General features: G+C 42.7%; 18 protein-coding genes and 1 tRNA gene. 7 read left to right on the top strand and 12 right to left on the bottom strand.

Annotated elements, in window-relative coordinates:
• Nucleotides 1–5 precede the first annotated feature (5 nt).
• Nucleotides 6–1,556, bottom strand: coding sequence for an O-antigen ligase family protein (locus IPM65_06740; protein ID QQS43803.1), 1,551 nt, complete (start codon nucleotides 1,554–1,556; stop codon nucleotides 6–8).
• Nucleotides 1,522–2,439 carry a glycosyltransferase family 2 protein gene (locus IPM65_06735; protein ID QQS43802.1) on the bottom strand — a complete coding sequence of 306 codons (918 nt, stop codon included), beginning with the start codon at nucleotides 2,437–2,439 and terminating at the stop codon, nucleotides 1,522–1,524. Before IPM65_06735 ends, IPM65_06740 begins: the two co-directional genes overlap by 35 nt.
• A gap of 99 nt (nucleotides 2,440–2,538) precedes the next feature.
• Between IPM65_06735 and IPM65_06730 the strand changes: the two genes are divergently transcribed.
• From IPM65_06730 to IPM65_06720, 3 genes are all read left to right on the top strand, one after another.
• A tRNA-Met gene (locus IPM65_06730) sits at nucleotides 2,539–2,611 on the top strand.
• A gap of 120 nt (nucleotides 2,612–2,731) precedes the next feature.
• The gene (locus tag IPM65_06725; protein ID QQS43801.1) at nucleotides 2,732–3,115 is read left to right on the top strand and encodes a riboflavin kinase; all 384 of its coding nucleotides are present in this window, start codon (nucleotides 2,732–2,734) and stop codon (nucleotides 3,113–3,115) included.
• A 37-nt stretch (nucleotides 3,116–3,152) separates the two neighbouring features.
• On the top strand, nucleotides 3,153–3,752 hold the full coding sequence (locus IPM65_06720) for a dTDP-4-dehydrorhamnose 3,5-epimerase family protein (protein QQS43800.1): 600 nt from the start codon (nucleotides 3,153–3,155) through the stop codon (nucleotides 3,750–3,752).
• Between the two features lie 195 nt (nucleotides 3,753–3,947).
• Here the strand turns inward: IPM65_06720 and IPM65_06715 are convergent, their stop codons facing one another.
• Complete coding sequence (locus tag IPM65_06715; GenBank protein QQS43799.1) at nucleotides 3,948–5,150, bottom strand: replication-associated recombination protein A; 1,203 nt, start codon at nucleotides 5,148–5,150, stop codon at nucleotides 3,948–3,950.
• A 248-nt stretch (nucleotides 5,151–5,398) separates the two neighbouring features.
• Between IPM65_06715 and IPM65_06710 the strand changes: the two genes are divergently transcribed.
• Complete coding sequence (locus tag IPM65_06710) at nucleotides 5,399–5,701, top strand: hypothetical protein (protein ID QQS43798.1); 303 nt, start codon at nucleotides 5,399–5,401, stop codon at nucleotides 5,699–5,701.
• On the opposite strand, the gene IPM65_06705 is transcribed toward IPM65_06710, so the two are convergent.
• The 3 genes from IPM65_06705 to IPM65_06695 are packed head-to-tail and all read right to left on the bottom strand — an operon-like array spanning nucleotide 5,682 to nucleotide 8,014.
• Entirely contained in the window at nucleotides 5,682–6,473 is a 792-nt protein-coding gene (locus IPM65_06705) for a nucleoside phosphorylase (GenBank protein ID QQS43797.1), read from the bottom strand. The two genes, IPM65_06710 and IPM65_06705, sit on opposite strands and share 20 nt — an antisense overlap.
• 4 nt (nucleotides 6,474–6,477) lie before the next feature.
• Nucleotides 6,478–7,335, bottom strand: a complete 858-nt coding sequence (locus IPM65_06700; protein ID QQS43796.1) for an HAD hydrolase family protein — start codon at nucleotides 7,333–7,335, stop codon at nucleotides 6,478–6,480.
• Nucleotides 7,322–8,014 carry a hypothetical protein gene (locus IPM65_06695; protein ID QQS43795.1) on the bottom strand — a complete coding sequence of 231 codons (693 nt, stop codon included), beginning with the start codon at nucleotides 8,012–8,014 and terminating at the stop codon, nucleotides 7,322–7,324. Before IPM65_06695 ends, IPM65_06700 begins: the two co-directional genes overlap by 14 nt.
• 60 nt (nucleotides 8,015–8,074) lie before the next feature.
• Here IPM65_06695 and IPM65_06690 point away from each other — a divergent pair, with 60 nt between their 5' ends.
• A complete protein-coding gene (locus tag IPM65_06690) occupies nucleotides 8,075–8,749 on the top strand; it encodes an IS1595 family transposase (protein ID QQS43794.1) in 675 nt (224 codons plus the stop codon).
• Nucleotides 8,750–8,961: 212 nt separating this feature from the next.
• Here the strand turns inward: IPM65_06690 and IPM65_06685 are convergent, their stop codons facing one another.
• Complete coding sequence (locus IPM65_06685) at nucleotides 8,962–10,092, bottom strand: transposase (protein ID QQS43793.1); 1,131 nt, start codon at nucleotides 10,090–10,092, stop codon at nucleotides 8,962–8,964.
• 67 nt (nucleotides 10,093–10,159) lie between these two features.
• Between IPM65_06685 and IPM65_06680 the strand changes: the two genes are divergently transcribed.
• The gene (locus tag IPM65_06680) at nucleotides 10,160–10,441 is read left to right on the top strand and encodes a helix-turn-helix domain-containing protein (GenBank protein QQS43792.1); all 282 of its coding nucleotides are present in this window, start codon (nucleotides 10,160–10,162) and stop codon (nucleotides 10,439–10,441) included.
• Here IPM65_06680 and IPM65_06675 read toward each other — a convergent pair whose 3' ends face one another.
• The 5 genes from IPM65_06675 to IPM65_06655 all read right to left on the bottom strand — a co-directional run bounded on the left by IPM65_06675 (nucleotide 10,442) and on the right by IPM65_06655 (nucleotide 15,176).
• A complete protein-coding gene (locus IPM65_06675; GenBank protein ID QQS43791.1) occupies nucleotides 10,442–10,651 on the bottom strand; it encodes a hypothetical protein in 210 nt (69 codons plus the stop codon).
• Between the two features lie 4 nt (nucleotides 10,652–10,655).
• Entirely contained in the window at nucleotides 10,656–11,102 is a 447-nt protein-coding gene (locus IPM65_06670; protein ID QQS43790.1) for a D-tyrosyl-tRNA(Tyr) deacylase, read from the bottom strand.
• A gap of 2 nt (nucleotides 11,103–11,104) precedes the next feature.
• Nucleotides 11,105–13,336, bottom strand: coding sequence for a penicillin-binding protein (locus IPM65_06665; GenBank protein QQS43789.1), 2,232 nt, complete (start codon nucleotides 13,334–13,336; stop codon nucleotides 11,105–11,107).
• Nucleotides 13,337–13,414: 78 nt separating this feature from the next.
• Entirely contained in the window at nucleotides 13,415–14,824 is a 1,410-nt protein-coding gene (locus IPM65_06660) for a methionine--tRNA ligase (protein QQS43788.1), read from the bottom strand.
• A gap of 1 nt (nucleotide 14,825) precedes the next feature.
• Entirely contained in the window at nucleotides 14,826–15,176 is a 351-nt protein-coding gene (locus tag IPM65_06655; GenBank protein ID QQS43787.1) for a hypothetical protein, read from the bottom strand.
• A gap of 47 nt (nucleotides 15,177–15,223) precedes the next feature.
• Between IPM65_06655 and rpsO the strand changes: the two genes are divergently transcribed.
• Nucleotides 15,224–15,499: a 30S ribosomal protein S15 gene (gene rpsO / locus IPM65_06650; protein QQS43786.1), complete on the top strand. Its 276-nt coding sequence runs from the start codon at nucleotides 15,224–15,226 to the stop codon at nucleotides 15,497–15,499.
• Nucleotides 15,500–15,661 lie beyond the last annotated feature (162 nt).

The raw sequence follows: 15,661 nt of genomic DNA, 5'->3' as shown, positions 1-15,661 counted from the left end.
ATTCATTAAATCTTCAGTTTTTCGGGTTGAACTGACCGTTTCAGGAATAACGGAACGGATGCATAAAATATCCCCGCAACGAGCCAGAAAGTATAGGCCAATTTTGATGCTTCAAAAATATCGATATAGGATGCATTCACAAAAACTCCGATAAAAGCAGCCACAAAAGCATGAAAAAGATAAGAGTTTTTGCTGGTCATGTGCCGGGCAGCCTGAAAAACATACCAACCGATAGTTCCGAATATTGCAAGGAGCACTGATGTACCGATAAGACCCATCTCCCCAAGCCAACGCAGATAGTCTCCGTCAGTTGCTTCTCCGAGGGATGACGGACCGCTTCCGAGCCAGATGTTCCTCATGAATGCCGCAAATGCACGCGGCCATGAGACCTGCAGACGTGTGGAGATTGAGATATCAGGCAGATACTTTGTAATCGGTATTTGTCTGGAAAAAATACTGTCCACGGCTGCGTTGATTTCCTCAGGAGAGTATTGTTTTCCCTGCTGATTAGCCTCTTCTATCAGTGCATCACGGATTTGTTTCTTAGCTGCCAGCTCTTCTTCAGGCTTGAGAGTTGTAGACCCTTTACCTGTCGTGATTGCGGGGATGGTATTCGGTTTTGCACCGAAATCACCCGGCGGCAAATCATCAGGTTGCAGCTGTCTTGCGACAAAAGTTTCGCCGGTTTCACTGTCTACAAATACTTTTGATTGCTGGAAAGTCCGCGTAAGACGGTTGGAAAGATTGTCCGACAAAGGCGTGAATACCGCCGTAGCTATAAGCACAAAAACGAGTATTTTAAATCGTCGGACATATATAAGGTACATTGTAATTGCTCCGAGATAGGCTATATACGATGCTCTGGAGGCAGTGAGTACAAGTATTCCCAGAGCAAGCAAAAAGAGTCCTAAGTACATTTTTTTACCGCTGTGAAGATAGAAACCGATAACGATCGGCATAAGTAAAATGAGGTAGGCTGCAAGATCATAATGTCCGGCAAACGTTGATGAAACTCTTGACCATGAGTCCAGGACAAGGAGGTATCCTTTTGCATATTCAGGGTTCATGGTCTGCACAGCCGGCCAACCCAGGAATTTTTGACCGTATCCGTACACGGATACGATCGCAAGCGTAATAAATATGAGCTTCATATACAGGAAAAAGTCCTTCTTTGACCGGATTGTCGTATATGCTACAAAGAAGATAAGCATGTACTCAATCCGTCTTATGCTGTGAAGAAAACCTAAATGATCAATTATCACCGTTTTTTGTACGTAATAACCCCAGATAAACGATGCAAAAAGTGCTACCCAGAAAACAACAAACAGCCAGAACATTTTCCAAGGGACCGTTACTTTCTTCCGGAAAAACTGGATAAGAAATGCCAGTCCCATCAATGCCACATAAATATCTTCGAGACGAATGGCGACAAAGGTATAGTTGATCATCCGAAGGGGAAGTTTCGGATATAGCGGTATTATAAAAATAAATCCAATGACAAGAATTTTAAGCAGATGCTTGTCAAGCCATTGAAGCGATTTCTTGAGCTTTTCCATAAGTTTCTATAAGATAGTTCTTTCCGGTGAGTTTACCGAGAATCATAGCTATCCGTGCTTTCAATTGTAACATACCTTTGAGAACTGTAACAGAAGCGGGACCGTAGTGCTTTTTATAGAAGTATAAAAAGCCTCTATACACCTGTAATATCGGGTACGTTTTGCCGCCGCTTGAGGCAGAGCCGAGATGAATAAACCGGGCTTGAGGCACGAAAAACGTCTGATAGCCCAGCTTATTAGATCGATACAACAAGTCTATTTCCTCCATATACATGAATATTCCTTCGTCAAATCCTCCGACTTGTTCAAAATACTCTTTTTTCGTCAACAGACAGGCTCCCGATACCCAATCAACCCGTTTGACCTCATCAGGCGAATACCGAGTCAAACCCCAGTAATCTCCCCGTAAAAACAGTGCACCGAAAACAACCGGAAGGGTATAAAACGGACCGCAAGAAGCCTGATCTGATATATCCTTATTGAGCAGCTTTCCGCCGGCAAATTGGGCAGTTTTGTCATGATCTTTGAGGTAATTCAGGAGGTTATCAATTCCTTTTTCCTGAACGATGACATCTGAGTTGAGAAACAGAAAATATGTGCCTTTAGCTTGCTTTGACGCTATGTTATTTCCTTTTGAAAAACCGGTATTTTCTTTACTTTCTATGACATGGAGGTTAGGATGGTTTTTTTCAAGTTTCCGGAGCATTTGTAACGAATTATCGGTTGAAGCGTTGTCGAGCACAATTATTTCGAAGCTGTTTGTATCAAGTTCCGTCGATTCATAAATTGATTCGATTGTCTGCCGTGTCAGAGCTTCAGTATTGTATGAAAGGATGATGATAGAAAGCTCTATCTCCCTTTCAGTCGGCTTGTTTACAGTCATAGAATATATTATAATCTACAAGTTCGAGATGGTCGATGGGAAGCATGGCTGGGTAGCTCAGTGGTTAGAGCGATCGTTTCACCGCGCCTGCCTGAGAAAGGCTAAGTAGCTCAGTGGTTAGAGCGAACGTTTCATAAGCGTTAGGTCGGGAGTTCGATTCTCCCCTTAGCCACAGTTCGGCGGGCAGGTAAGCGATAGGTCGAGAGTTCGACTCTCTCCCCAGCCACCAAAAGAGACTGTTGGTTTATAGACGTTAGTCGTTGGTACACTTGATAAATCCGCTCCAGACATTATGACTTCTTTATTCTCATTCTCAGGTACAGTATTTCGCCACCTCGGCCGGGGTAAAGATCTCGGATATCCGACGGCAAATATTCATGTCGATCCGTCAACTCCAGAAGGTATTTATGTCGGTTATGCTCAAATCACTGACAGATCATATCCTGCACTTGTTTTTGTAGGGAGACCGTTGACATTCGGAGAAAATGACAAAAAAGCTGAGGTATATATTCTTGATTTTGACCAGGATATTTATGAAATGAACGTTGATGTCACCGTTATGAAAAAACTCCGGGAAAACCTGAAATTTGATTCGCAGGAGGCTCTTATTTCTCAGATGCAGCAGGATGAACGGGATGCCAGGGAATACTTCAATGAACACAAAGACCTTCCCTAATGGCTCTTGTCGTGGTTTTCAGTTATAATCTGTACATATGAATACTACTTTTTCACTTGACAATGCAATACTTATTGAAGATTCCATTTATAAAACCGGAATTGAAGGTCTTCTGTATATTGACAGAAAGCTCCTGGGTGATGACCGTGGTTTTTTCTCCGAGGTAGCACACGTTCCGTCTATCCAGAAAGTTACCGGGACGGACTTTTCAATAAAGCAAATAAACCATGCCAGATCCGAAAAGAATGTAGTGCGGGGTATTCATGCAGAGGACTGGAACAAATGCATTTTTCTTGCCTCAGGCAAAGCATTCTGTGCCGTTGTGGATCTTCGGACGGAATCACCGACATTTAAGAAGGTGGAAACATTTATTCTGGGTTTTGATGAAGAGAGCCTTCACGGAGGTCTTTTTGTTCCGAAGGGTTTGGGGAATTCGGTTGTAGTGTTGGAAGGGCCGCTTGATTACATTTACTTCGTTGACAAACTGTATAGTGAAAGAGATCCTTTGGGAGATGTTGCCGTGTCTCTCTTTGATCCGGAGCTTGCGATTGAATGGCCGATCCCGAGAGAAGATATGATTATTTCGGAGAGGGATAAAAATGCTGTGACAGTAAAAGAGAAATTCGGTGCAGTGTAACATTTCGTTTGCTCATAACGAGAAATGTATTAGGGAAGATTGTCAGAGAAATAATGTCATGCTGGACTTGTTTTGGCACTCCTTCAAATCCGTTCGATATCATTTTTTAAGCTCTGTGGGCGTGCTCGTTATGGAGCCTCCTGCGTACCTCCCAAGTCGCGAAAAAATGATATCTTCACTCTTTTATTAATTTCATTACTTCCAATCCGGTTTGTAGTATTTCTTTCCTTTTAGGTTTGCCGGCAGATATTCCTGATCCACTTTCTTTCCTTCACGTTCTTCCATCCACGGATATCTCACATGACCCTTTCCGTATCCCTCCTGCTTCATAACTTTGTTTGAAGGATTCCGGAGATGCATCGGGACAGGATCGAGTTTGATTGTTTCAATATCATGCATGGCCTCCATCAGTCCGGCATAAGAAGCAATGGATTTTTTTGCTGTTGCTAGATATGTCGCACACTGAGCAAGTATGATTTGAGCTTCGGGCAACCCGACCATATGTACGGCCTGCATTGTGGAAGTTGCGACTACAAGAGCTGTCGGCTGGGCGTTTGAGATGTCTTCTGCGGCAAAGATGACCATGCGGCGGGCGATGAACATCGGATCTTCTCCGGCCTTTAGCATACGCGCGAGGTAATGAAGCGCGGCGTCAGGTTTGCTGCCGCGCATGCTTTTGATAAAAGCCGAAATCGTATCATAGTGAAAATCACCCTTTTTGTCGTAATACAGTGACTTCTGCTGGAGAGCTTCTTCTGCGACTTCAAGATTGACACGCTGCGCGATTGAGGCGGCCAGTTCCAGCGCGTTCATTGCAGATCTGGCATCTCCGTTTGCGAAAGTTATGATATGCTCCAGTGCTTTCTTTTCAAATTTGTTTTGCGGAAATTCTTTGACAGCCCGTTTCAGAATCTTTCGCATATCATCATCAGTGAGTTGTTTGAGAACGTAGACATGTGCGCGGGATATCAGCGGTGCATTTACCTCGAATCCGGGATTTTCCGTTGTGGCGCCGATAAGAGTGATCGTACCGTCTTCAACTGCAGGGAGAAATGCATCCTGTTGGCCTTTGTTGAAACGGTGAATCTCATCGACAAACAGAATCGTGTCCTGTTTGAAAAATTCTTTCCGTTGTCTGGCATCGGCTATGACTTCCCGTACTTCTTTGACACCGCTTGTAACAGCCGAGAAGGGGATAAATACGGCATCAACTGATTGGGCCAGAAGTCGGGCAATGGTTGTCTTCCCGCAGCCGGGAGGACCCCATAAGATCATTGAAGATATTTTTTTATTTTCAATCATACGACGAAGAGGTTTACCCTCTCCGAGAAGGTGTTCCTGGCCGATATATTCCTTCAACTGGTGCGGTCTTAGACGATCTGCTAAAGGTTTATCCATATGTTCATTGTAGCATGTATGTCATGTTTTTGTACAGCTGTACTATTTTTATTGTCATTGTGATTTATTTTTTTTATCCATATAATAAAGTATGAGAGTCCCGATGCCGCGCCATTTGAAAAGTAAAATTTTATTTGTTCTGGTGACCGGTTTCCTGGCATTTCTGATTGCATACTTTATCGATCAGTATTATATTTTTGGTAAAGGATGGTGGTTTTTGCTCGAGTTAGTAAGTTGACAAATCAAGTATGATTTTCCGACTGGATAGATTCTTTTTCGATGAGAAGGATGTCGCCACATTTATTTTCGGCGTATTATTGGTCGTGAGTTATATTTTTTCCATACCTCTTGCACCGTTCAAATTCGGGTCGCTTGTTGCGTTATTTGTATATCTTCTCATTACCCGCTCACTAAAAAGCAGTGTGACATATGAAGGATACTTCATGATTGCCATTCTGGGATTATTTTTTTCACTGTTCCTTTCTCCCTACGGTCTGGGTATATTTCTTCTCATTTCGACCTTTATTTATATCAAGTCAAAACGGGTGTAGCTTCCATAATTGTTACAGCATTTAGCGCCGTCCTGATCATTGTGCTTACTGTTTTGTCTCGAATTGTTTCATTGTCATATGTTTTTACGGCCAGCTTCGTACCCTTAAGTCGATCTTTCAAAGGTTCAGGTGATGCATCTACAGCCAGTATCGCTCCGGCTTTTACTCCTCTGAGACTCGCGATCACAAAAAGGGCAGAAGCCTCCATTTCCGAGCTGAGAATCGGAGTTTCATTTGTTCTAAAACGAGGGTCAGAAAAATACGAACCCCATTTTTTAATACTTTCTGAAGCCCCGTAAAACGAGTCATGGGTGCGGTTGATTCCGACAAAAGAAGGGATATTGTTATCTCTCGCCGCTTTTCTCAATGCTGAAACTACATCAAAATCAGCTACGGCAGGAAACTCCGGCAGAATGTATTCTTTTGTAGTCCCTTCATCACGCACACTTGCTGTCGGAATAATGAGTGATCCGGCTTTAATGTCTCCACGCCAAGAACCGCCGCAGGTCCCGGTCCGAATCAGTACCTGAGCCCCGGCATTGATTGCTTCCTCCACGGCAATTGCAGTCGACGGACACCCGATCCCGGTCGATAAAACCGATATCGGGACTGTATTGTATACCCCGTTCATCAGGACAAACTCCCGGTTTTCGGAAATTATTTTTGTGTTTTTAAGAAATGGCTTAAAAGCTGAAATCCGTTTCGGATCGCCGGGTAATAGGACATATTTATTTATCTGGCCTTTTGTTATAAGAATGTGTTGCTGTCGCATAAGTTTATGAACTAATAATAGAATTGATAATTTCTGCTGTACTTCTGTCCAAAACTGCCGTTTCATTAATAACATCTGCATTTGTTTTCAATTCCGGTGATGCATTCCCAACGGCACAGGTGATAACTCTTTTATCGAGACTTCTCATAGCATCAGCCATGCTGTCTCCGATCATAAAGCACGGTCCGCCAAATCCGGAGAGCTCCAACAGTCGGGAGACGGCATCCGCCTTTGACGGTCTGTTTGTTGTCCTGACCAAACAGCTGCCTATTTCAGGATACTGAGAGATTTCGACACCTTGCACATCGGAGCATACTTTTGTCACAGTCTGATAAACACTTTCTGTTAGATCCCTGTCAATAGTCATCCCGGCTTGTCGTGCGTAAATTCCGACACTGCATTGTCTTGATGTATTTACCAAGAAAAGGGGAGAGTCGTTTTTCAATTCCCGTTTTCTAACGGCTCTTGTGGCATCTCCTTGCCAAACAGTTCCAGATGAAGAAAGTATCTCTGCAAACCGTATCCTCAGTCCGGACATAAATGTTCTCGGATCAGGTTCCTGAATCATCCAAACATCATTTTCTGTTTGGATATAACTGCCGTTTTCCGCGATGCAAAGATCGGATGTGATACCCATTTCCCGTGAAAGCTGCAGTAAACTTTCTCCGCCTGTATCTGAATTTAAAACGAAAACATAGTCTTGTGATTGTGCCCTTAAAATCGCTTCAAGACTGTTATTGTCGGGAAAGGCAAAGTTTTTTGTCTCATCAAGCCAGACACCATCAACATCGGAAAAGATGATGCCTTTTGCCTGTTTCAGCTTTTCTCCCATTTCTGTGTATCCGTTATTAAGCCGTTCCATAGGTTAGCTTCTGTAAAAACTGGTCAAAGCCCTCCGGAAAGTAGGTAGACTTCAGTTTGTCACGCACTGCCTGGCCTTTCTCATCGGCAAAAAGAAGGGTAGAGAGACTATTGCAGGGAGGAATGCCGTTTCCGCCTTTATATGTATATACGGCGGAAACGGCATCAAACCCTTCAACTGATGAAGGACTTTTTGTTTTTGTCATCTTCTTGCGACGCTTCGGATCAAGTGAAAGCCATGATGCCACTGTCCAAGAATCATTATCTCTTCCTGTATTGGTAATTATTTCCTGCTGTATTGTTCTGGCTGTTTGTCCGCTGAGGACAACATCATCAACAATTATCCAATCAGTACACCGTTTTAGTTCCTCACTCAATTCAGGTACTTCTACAGATACTGACCAAATACCGTCTTCAAGAGTGCGTTTTGTTTTAACTGCCATACATAATCTATCCTGCAAAATCTCAGGATAGGAGAGTTGCATAATATCTTGTATGATCCGTGAACCATTCCCCGGAAAAATAAAAGCAGCTGTTTTAGGGATCTGATCGAGACGAGCTGCAAGCTCTCTTGTCAAGTCAGCTGCCTTAAAAACGGTAAGTTCACGATTATTTAATACTGCTAATTGCTGGTAACTACCATCCATAATTGGTAAACCGGGAATATCCTCAATAAGCATATTGCCGTTTGGAGGAATTGTTAAGGCTCTAGACTAGCAGAGTAGTGCTAAACTAGAGGTATGGTTTGTAACAATAGGCCGATATCAAAATACAAGAGAAAAAAGATACTATGGTGTTTTGCACACGATCTGAGTGCTACACAGACCTCTGGTATTTTGGGTCTCAACCGCAATACAGTCAACAAATATTACAATAATATTCGTCAACTCATATATCATCACCAAGTGCACCAGATGCAACGATATGTTGGTGGTGAGATAGAAATTGATGAATCATACTTTGGACCTCGAAGGATGAGAGGCAAGTCAAGTAAAAGAGGTCGTGGGACGTCATTTAAGCAGGTAGTATTTGGGATATATGAGCGTCAAGGACGTGTATTTACTCGTATCATTCCAAACTGTAAAAGAAGAACGCTACATGCTGTTATGAAGGGAAAGATTGACTTGAACAGTACTGTATATTCAGATTCGTGGAGCGGATACAACGGACTTGTTGATGTCGGGTATGACAAACATTTGAGAATCAATCACAAGAAAAATGAGTTCTCAAATACAAAAGGGGTCCATATCAATGGCATAGAGTCATTCTGGTCCTTTTGTAAAAGACGTCTCGTTAAGTTCAATGGTGTAAAGAAAAACTTTCCATTACACTTGAAAGAGTGTGAATGGAGATGGAGCAAATCCCCATCGATCCTTTACAATGAACTATTACAAATTGTTAATGTGCTAGTCTAGAGCCTTGTTAATATCTTGTCAGAGTAGAAAGCAGGAAAGTCAGGATTACTCTGAAATTCACTCAGTTCTGTATTACTGACACTGTTTGAGTATTGTTCTTGTAACATAGTTGTAAAAAATTGCCATAAAAAAACCCCGCGGGAAGCGGGGTTTCTAAAGTTCTTAAAGCACAAACGATCAACCCCGCCTCAGCGAGGTATGATGAATTGTGACTAAAGAATTTTCAATGAATTGCATATTAATATGTTAACATGATAAAATATACTTGTTGTATGAGTTCCATACATATGGCACTCTTTAGGTAAAATAGATAATAGGTAATCCATAGGTGAAATATTGTTCAGGCTTTTGTGAACTCGCTTTGTATTGTACCAGACGAGGTATTCAATAAGGTGACGATTGAATGATCCGATACCGGTCCACTTGGTATAGATGTAGGGGTTCATAAATTCTTCCTGGAGTGTTCTGTTTGCTCGCTCAATAAAGGCATTGATCTTGGGACATCTGGGGTAGATAAAGAGGTGTGGGATATTGTTTTCTTCCAGATAGTCATGGAAGTTTCCCAGATACTCGAGGCCGTTATCTGTTTGTATGGTTTTTATACCATCTTGTATTGGGTATACTAGTTCCAGTCTTCTCATAAAATCAGCACCGTTTCGGCTGTTGAGTTTTGAGTATCCGTAGGAGAACTGGAATTTGAGTTTGATGTCCACTGCATTGAAGACATACAGCTTGATTCCGTGTACAAACTTCGTGATGGTATCAATCTCAATGTATCCGGTATCTTCCACCTTGGGAGACCGCTTGACCTTCTGTCGGTACTTTACTTTCCGTTTTGCAAAGCCACTTGCTGGATTGTGATAGATCCGGTAGGTCTTGCGCTGCAGGTTGTGTCTTTTGATCACTTTTCCAATGGTTGACTCAGATATAGTTGAAATTCCTTCCTGTAGGCAATACTCATCAAGTAAGGGCTTGATCTTCTCCTTTCCCAAACAAAAGTATTGTTCTCGAATCTCTTTGATAAAGGATATGACCTTCGGGTGAGTCTCCATACGTCGGGGTGTCTTTGGCTTGGTTGTCTCTGGTATCAGGCTATCCAACTGCCCTTCTGAATCTCGCCGTCTCTTCCTCCATCGAAACAATGTCCTTCGTGATATCCCATATGCATCAACTGCAGCTTGTATCCCGTACTTCTCTGCAAATGTCAGAACATCGTTTCTGATTTGTGCTACATCTGACTGATTGTAGTCTGATAGAGATCGTATCTTTTTCATAAGATCTCTATTGTACTGCCAGTCATAACTCCTAATTACTCGAAGCTGATCTCCTCCCCATTTACTCATAGATGTTAGTTCCCTATGAGTGCCATATCTTTCGTAACTTATTCAGCATTTGATTTATACTATGACTATGAAATACAAACCGGAGGATCATTTACAAAAACAATTAGCTGAATCATTTCTGAAATTGCAGAACCGTCAGGATGTTCTGAATTATCTTAGGGACCTTATGACGCCGGCAGAAATCAGAGAGTTCAGCAAGCGTCTCGAGATTGCTCGGCTGCTGAAGAAAGGAAAGCTGCCATGTCTGGAGATATCGGAAAAATTGGGAGTATCTACAACCACTGTGACCCGGGTCGCACAATGGCTCAATAACGGCTGTGAGGGATATCAGACAGTATTGAAGAAGTAATTAAAGGATACGGTTTGTGGCTGTATTATATACCGTGATTGCCCCGTCCGGATCGAGTCCGATCAGGCTTTGGAGGATCTGACCGACAATATGTTCAGCTCCCTGTATCGGATACCGTTCGGCCATGTTCTCAAATGCCTCAACTGCGGCAATACGCGCATCTATGTCTCTTGTTGGAAATATCCGAATTTCTCCGTATTCTGTTTTCATATTGTTATATTTTAGTACTGTCAACGAGTATTGTGACGGGTCCGTCATTGTGGATTCTGACATCCATATAATTACCGAATTTCCCTGTTTTAACCGCCAGTCCCTGCTTTTTCAATAGTTCGATCATATATTTGTATAGTTTATATGCTTCATCAGGCTTCTTAGCTTTGATGAAAGATGGTCTTCGCCCACCTGAAATATCACCACAAAGGGTAAATTGTGAGACAAGCAGGACCTCACCTTTTGTATCAAGAATTGACCGGTTCATTTTATCCGCTTCATCAGACATTATACGGAGATTGAGAATTTTGTTCACGCTTTTCTCAACATCAGTTTGGGTATCATCTTCATAAATACCTACAAGGATCGCATATCCATGGGAGATCTCTGAAAAACACGCGGAGTTGGTGTAAACCGCAGCCTGTGTGACACGTTGGATAAGAGATATCATCGTTATTGGACTGTAACTGTCTGTCGCGCTTCTCCTTCATGATTACAATCGATACAGTACTCACCGAACATGTCCTTCAAAACGGTCTTTTCTCTCATTTCAACTGCCGGATTGTTGGGATCGGGGAGGTACTGATCGGTATCTTTATTCACCGGTACCTGTTTTTTCGATATGTCCGCTGTCGAGTTGGTGCCCTGGATCAGATACTCAAATCGGGTCGGGCAGTTGTATCCTTCGCCCTGTTTGCCTGCAATTACGCCGGTATCGCTGCAGACCTGCATGCCGACAACGGATGACGGTTTGACGGGGGGAAGATCAGGCTGATCCTCGAGAAGTCCGGTCATGACACGGTTCCATACGGGAGAAGCACCGGTCAGTCCTGAAGCAACTCCCTGTGCCATAGGCGTAAAATCATTGTTCCCGACCCAAACTGCCACAAGAAAGTTCGGCGTATAACCGATCGTCCAGTTGTCCCGCAGGTCGTTTGTCGTACCCGTTTTTACTGAAACTGTACGGTCTTTTATGACAAGTTCAGAACTCGGGCCGAAGGCTGACGTTCTGGCTCCGTTGTCCTGGAGAATATGGGAGATGATAAAGGCCGTTCCCTCTGAAATGGCATTTTTCCCTTTGATGACGAGACTGTTCGGTCTTTCAAGTGGTTTGTGTACATCCTGTTCAAAGTTCGGATCCTTAAATTCATACAGTACTTTTCCCGCTTTATCTTCAACTTTCAAAACATAATTCAGAGCCCGTGGCTTTCCACGATTTGCAAATGCCGAAAATGCCTGTGCCATTTCAGTCATCGCCACTTCACCTCCGCCGAGTGTGAGTGACAACCCGTAATTATCAGGATCCTTGAAAGACGTGATAAGAAATGCTGATGATGATGCAATAAAATCTTCCACCCCGTTGTAAGCCAGCATCTTTACTGCAGGAATATTGTAAGAATTTGCCAGAGCGTATCGCAGTTGTACCGGTCCGTGAAATGAATTGTCATAGTTTTTCGGACAGAATGCTTTCGGTTGTCCGGGATTGGAAAAACAGGTGGGAACATCAAGGAACATGGATGATGCGGTTACCAAACCCCGGTCGATACCGATTGCATAGTTTATCGGTTTTATCGATGATCCCGGCTGTCTGGTTCCGGCGGTCGTGACATTAAAAGCTCCTGACGATCCGTCAAAGTAATCAACTGATCCGACCATTGCAAGAATTTCACCGGTCGGCGGGCGTGTGACAAGAACTGCACCGTTTGTGACATTCAGTCTTTGCAAATCATCAATTTCTTCCCGTAAAGCAGCTTCAGCCGAAGCCTGCACGTCAAGATCAAGAGTGGTCGTCACTTTCAGTCCTCCTTCTTCCAGCTGTTTCAATCCGTACTCTTTTTCCAAAAGTTCTTTGACCTCGAACACAAAATGCGGTGCTTTAATATTGGTTTTCGGAGGAAGGACATTTACTTCCTTTTTCATCGCTTCATTCATTTGTTTTTCAGTGATATACCCTTCTTCAAACATATTTCTCAACACACTGTCACGGCGGGTTTTTGCACGATCGGGATTGGTATGAGGTGAGTACAGTGTCGGAGCCTGGGGAAGACCGGCCAGCATTGCCGCTTCATGGAGTTCAAGATCATGCGGTTTTTTATTAAAGTATGTTTTTGATGCCTGTGCAATACCGTAAGATGATCCTCCGTACGGGACCTGATTCAGATACATTTCCAAAATCTCGTCTTTCGAAAAAATCTGTTCGACCCAGACTGCAAGAATGATCTCTTTTGCTTTTCGCTGTATGGTTCTTTCGGGAGTCAGCAATGCACTTTTTACCAGTTGCTGCGTAATGGTGGATCCTCCCTGAAGATTGCTGGTCTTCACGGTATCTCTTACGGCACGAAGCATTCCCGATACAATTGATATACCGCCGTGCTTATAAAAATCTTTGTCTTCGATCGCTATCGTTGATTCCTTCATATAGTCGGGAAGATCCTTCAGTTTGACCGGTGTTCGGTTTTCATCACGAAACACCTCATACAGAAGTTTCCCGTTCCGGTCATAAATCTGGCTGGAAATAGGAATAGCCTTGAAATCCTTCAGTGTATACGGGGACGGAAGATCCGCAAAAATAAAGAAGTACAAAAAGACGGCAGCAGAAATAAATCCGATTAGTGTAATAAGTCCGACAGAGGTAATAATCCAAAGTTTTTTTGATTTTCTGAACTTCGGCAATTTGAATTTCATAGAATGTATCATTATACCTTATATTGGATAGGTCGTGTCCTGTTTTGAAGAGCTTGAGCGTGTCTGAAAAGCCGGATTTCAGATACGGGGAAAAAGAGGGACCGTTTTCCCGATTTTTCCCGATGTAGCCTGCCCGATTTTGTCTGCCGTATCAGGCATAAACGGCTTTAATGATAGTGAAATCCCATATAGTTTTCCGAGCCAGTTTTCGAGATGTCCTTTTCTGTCATCGGCACTCAGCTTCCAGGGTTCTTTTTCATTTATTTCTTTGTTGAGGTCTTTGATGATTTTCCAGATGTCTTCAAGCGCCTGATTGAATTGAAAGTGCTTTGCTTTATCAAGGATATATTTGTCGGCTTCAGTATCTGCCTGAAAGGTTAATTCGTCTTTTGATGCCAATGTAGTCACCCGGGAAACGAGGTTTCCGAGCTCATTTGCCAGATCGGCATCATACAGTTGTTTCATGCGGTCTATCGAGAAATCGCCGTCAGTCAAAGAAGGAATTTCTTTCAACAGATAATATCTGACTGCATCGGTACCGAATTTCTCTACAACTTCATACGGATCAATGACATTCCCCAGTGATTTGCTCATTTTTTGTCCCGATACGGAAATAAATCCGTGCACATATTCGCGTGTCGGAAGCATTATCTCTGCAGAGAGGAGCATGCCGACCCAGTAAATGGCGTGGAACTTGATGATATCTTTTCCGATGACATGGATCCTATTGGGATTTTCAGTCCAGTAGGACCGGAACAGTTGTCCGTTTTCCGCGAAATCAAGTGCCGTTATGTAGTTGGCCAGTGCATCATACCAGACATACATCCGTTGGTTTTCATCGCCCGGTACCGGGACACCCCATCCTTTCATACGCTCCACGGGACGTGAGATTGAGAAGTCTTCAAGACCTTTGTCTATGAAGTTCAACATTTCCTGTTTTCTGAATGCCGGATCGATCTTCAGCATGTCCGATTGGATGACGTCACGTATTTTTTCCGAGTACCTGGAAAGTGCAAAGAAATAGTTTTCTTCAGTCACCAGTTCGAGTTTGCGATTGTGGTTCGGGCATATATTATTTTCAAACTCGCCGTCTTTGTAAAAGGTCTCACAGCCGACACAGTACAACCCGCTGTATTTTTTCTTATAAATATCCTTCTCACACAATTTCCAAAGCTTTTGGGCACCTTTCATATGTTTATCTGAAGTTGTCCGGATAAATTGATCAAACGAAAGATTCAGCGGCTTTTTCAGATTCTGGAAACGCTCTGAGTTTTGATCAACAAGAGTTTGTACAGGTATCCCGGCTTTTTCGGCAGATTCAACATTTTTCTGTGCATTCTCATCAGTTCCCGTCAGAAAATATGTGTCATATCCGTCTTCCCGATATGCCCGTGCCATGGTATCGCTTTGCACAAGTTCGAGAGCATGTCCGATATGCGGAGCTCCGTTTACATAGGGAATGGATGTTGTGATAAGTACTTTTTTCATGTTATGTCTCAGATGAACTTTTGCCTTTGCGATCTTTCATGAGAATAAGTTTCGTCAAGGCAATTATAAACGATAAGAGCAATAATGTATTTATTATATCGAATCCGACAAAATAACTTAGAGCAAGCACGAGGGGTGTAAAAAGGGTCATCACCAGTTGTACCGGCCTGTATTGAAAGAAGGAGGTAATAAGGAATACAATAAGTGTTGTTATAACAATGAAAAATGATATAATGATGATATTCGACGGGGGAATTTTCCAAAGCAACAGACCGAGCAGTACCGACAGTCCGATGAGAATAAAGGGCTTTAGATCGGTAAATGTATGATTTAAGAGTCTTCGTGACTTCATATATGTGCGCTTGAAACTTCCGTTAACATTTATTATAATCACAAACTATGGCACAAGCACAACTACCAGAAAACAAACAGGAAATTATTGATATGTTCGCCCAAAAGTCAGGCGACACCGGGTCACCTGAGGTCCAGGTTGCTCTTTTGACATTCAAAATTCAGAGACTTACCGGACATCTTGAAGGAAATAAGAAAGATAATCACTCACGACGCGGACTTCTTAAAGTCATTGCAAAGAGACGCAGAATCCTCAATTATCTTCAGAAACTTGATGAAGCTCGATACAAAGAGCTGATAAAAAAACTAGGCCTTAAAAAATAATTATAAATTGAACGGGATAAGAAGAGAGAAAGTCATTATTACTTATTCCCCAAAGAGGATACTCAGACAGGTTTATTTTAGGATACTTACTCAGCAGATTGTCCTGAAACAAGCTTGCCCTGAGGTCTCTCTCACATACTTCTTTCTCTTATTTAACTTCTC

It is taken from the genome of Candidatus Roizmanbacteria bacterium (genome assembly GCA_016700135.1).
Classification (GTDB): domain Bacteria; phylum Patescibacteriota; class Microgenomatia; order UBA1406; family GWC2-37-13; genus UBA1450.
This window is presented reverse-complemented; position numbering and strand designations above follow the sequence as displayed.

Bases quoted from the DNA above. Each gene is read 5' to 3' on its own strand.
- IPM65_06700 (QQS43796.1), bottom strand. From the start codon at position 7,335: ATGGAACGGCTTAATAACGGATACACAGAAATGGGAGAAAAGCTGAAA.
- IPM65_06735 (QQS43802.1), bottom strand. From the start codon at position 2,439: ATGACTGTAAACAAGCCGACTGAAAGGGAGATAGAGCTTTCTATCATC.
- IPM65_06680 (QQS43792.1), top strand. From the start codon at position 10,160: ATGAAATACAAACCGGAGGATCATTTACAAAAACAATTAGCTGAATCA.
- IPM65_06670 (QQS43790.1), bottom strand. From the start codon at position 11,102: ATGATATCTCTTATCCAACGTGTCACACAGGCTGCGGTTTACACCAAC.
- IPM65_06705 (QQS43797.1), bottom strand. From the start codon at position 6,473: ATGCGACAGCAACACATTCTTATAACAAAAGGCCAGATAAATAAATAT.
- IPM65_06720 (QQS43800.1), top strand. From the start codon at position 3,153: ATGAATACTACTTTTTCACTTGACAATGCAATACTTATTGAAGATTCC.
- IPM65_06710 (QQS43798.1), top strand. From the start codon at position 5,399: ATGATTTTCCGACTGGATAGATTCTTTTTCGATGAGAAGGATGTCGCC.
- IPM65_06725 (QQS43801.1), top strand. From the start codon at position 2,732: ATGACTTCTTTATTCTCATTCTCAGGTACAGTATTTCGCCACCTCGGC.
- IPM65_06695 (QQS43795.1), bottom strand. From the start codon at position 8,014: ATGCTTATTGAGGATATTCCCGGTTTACCAATTATGGATGGTAGTTAC.
- IPM65_06665 (QQS43789.1), bottom strand. From the start codon at position 13,336: ATGAAATTCAAATTGCCGAAGTTCAGAAAATCAAAAAAACTTTGGATT.
- IPM65_06660 (QQS43788.1), bottom strand. From the start codon at position 14,824: ATGAAAAAAGTACTTATCACAACATCCATTCCCTATGTAAACGGAGCT.
- IPM65_06715 (QQS43799.1), bottom strand. From the start codon at position 5,150: ATGGATAAACCTTTAGCAGATCGTCTAAGACCGCACCAGTTGAAGGAA.
- IPM65_06685 (QQS43793.1), bottom strand. From the start codon at position 10,092: ATGAGTAAATGGGGAGGAGATCAGCTTCGAGTAATTAGGAGTTATGAC.
- IPM65_06740 (QQS43803.1), bottom strand. From the start codon at position 1,556: ATGGAAAAGCTCAAGAAATCGCTTCAATGGCTTGACAAGCATCTGCTT.
- rpsO (QQS43786.1), top strand. From the start codon at position 15,224: ATGGCACAAGCACAACTACCAGAAAACAAACAGGAAATTATTGATATG.
- IPM65_06675 (QQS43791.1), bottom strand. From the start codon at position 10,651: ATGAAAACAGAATACGGAGAAATTCGGATATTTCCAACAAGAGACATA.
- IPM65_06690 (QQS43794.1), top strand. From the start codon at position 8,075: ATGGTTTGTAACAATAGGCCGATATCAAAATACAAGAGAAAAAAGATA.
- IPM65_06655 (QQS43787.1), bottom strand. From the start codon at position 15,176: ATGAAGTCACGAAGACTCTTAAATCATACATTTACCGATCTAAAGCCC.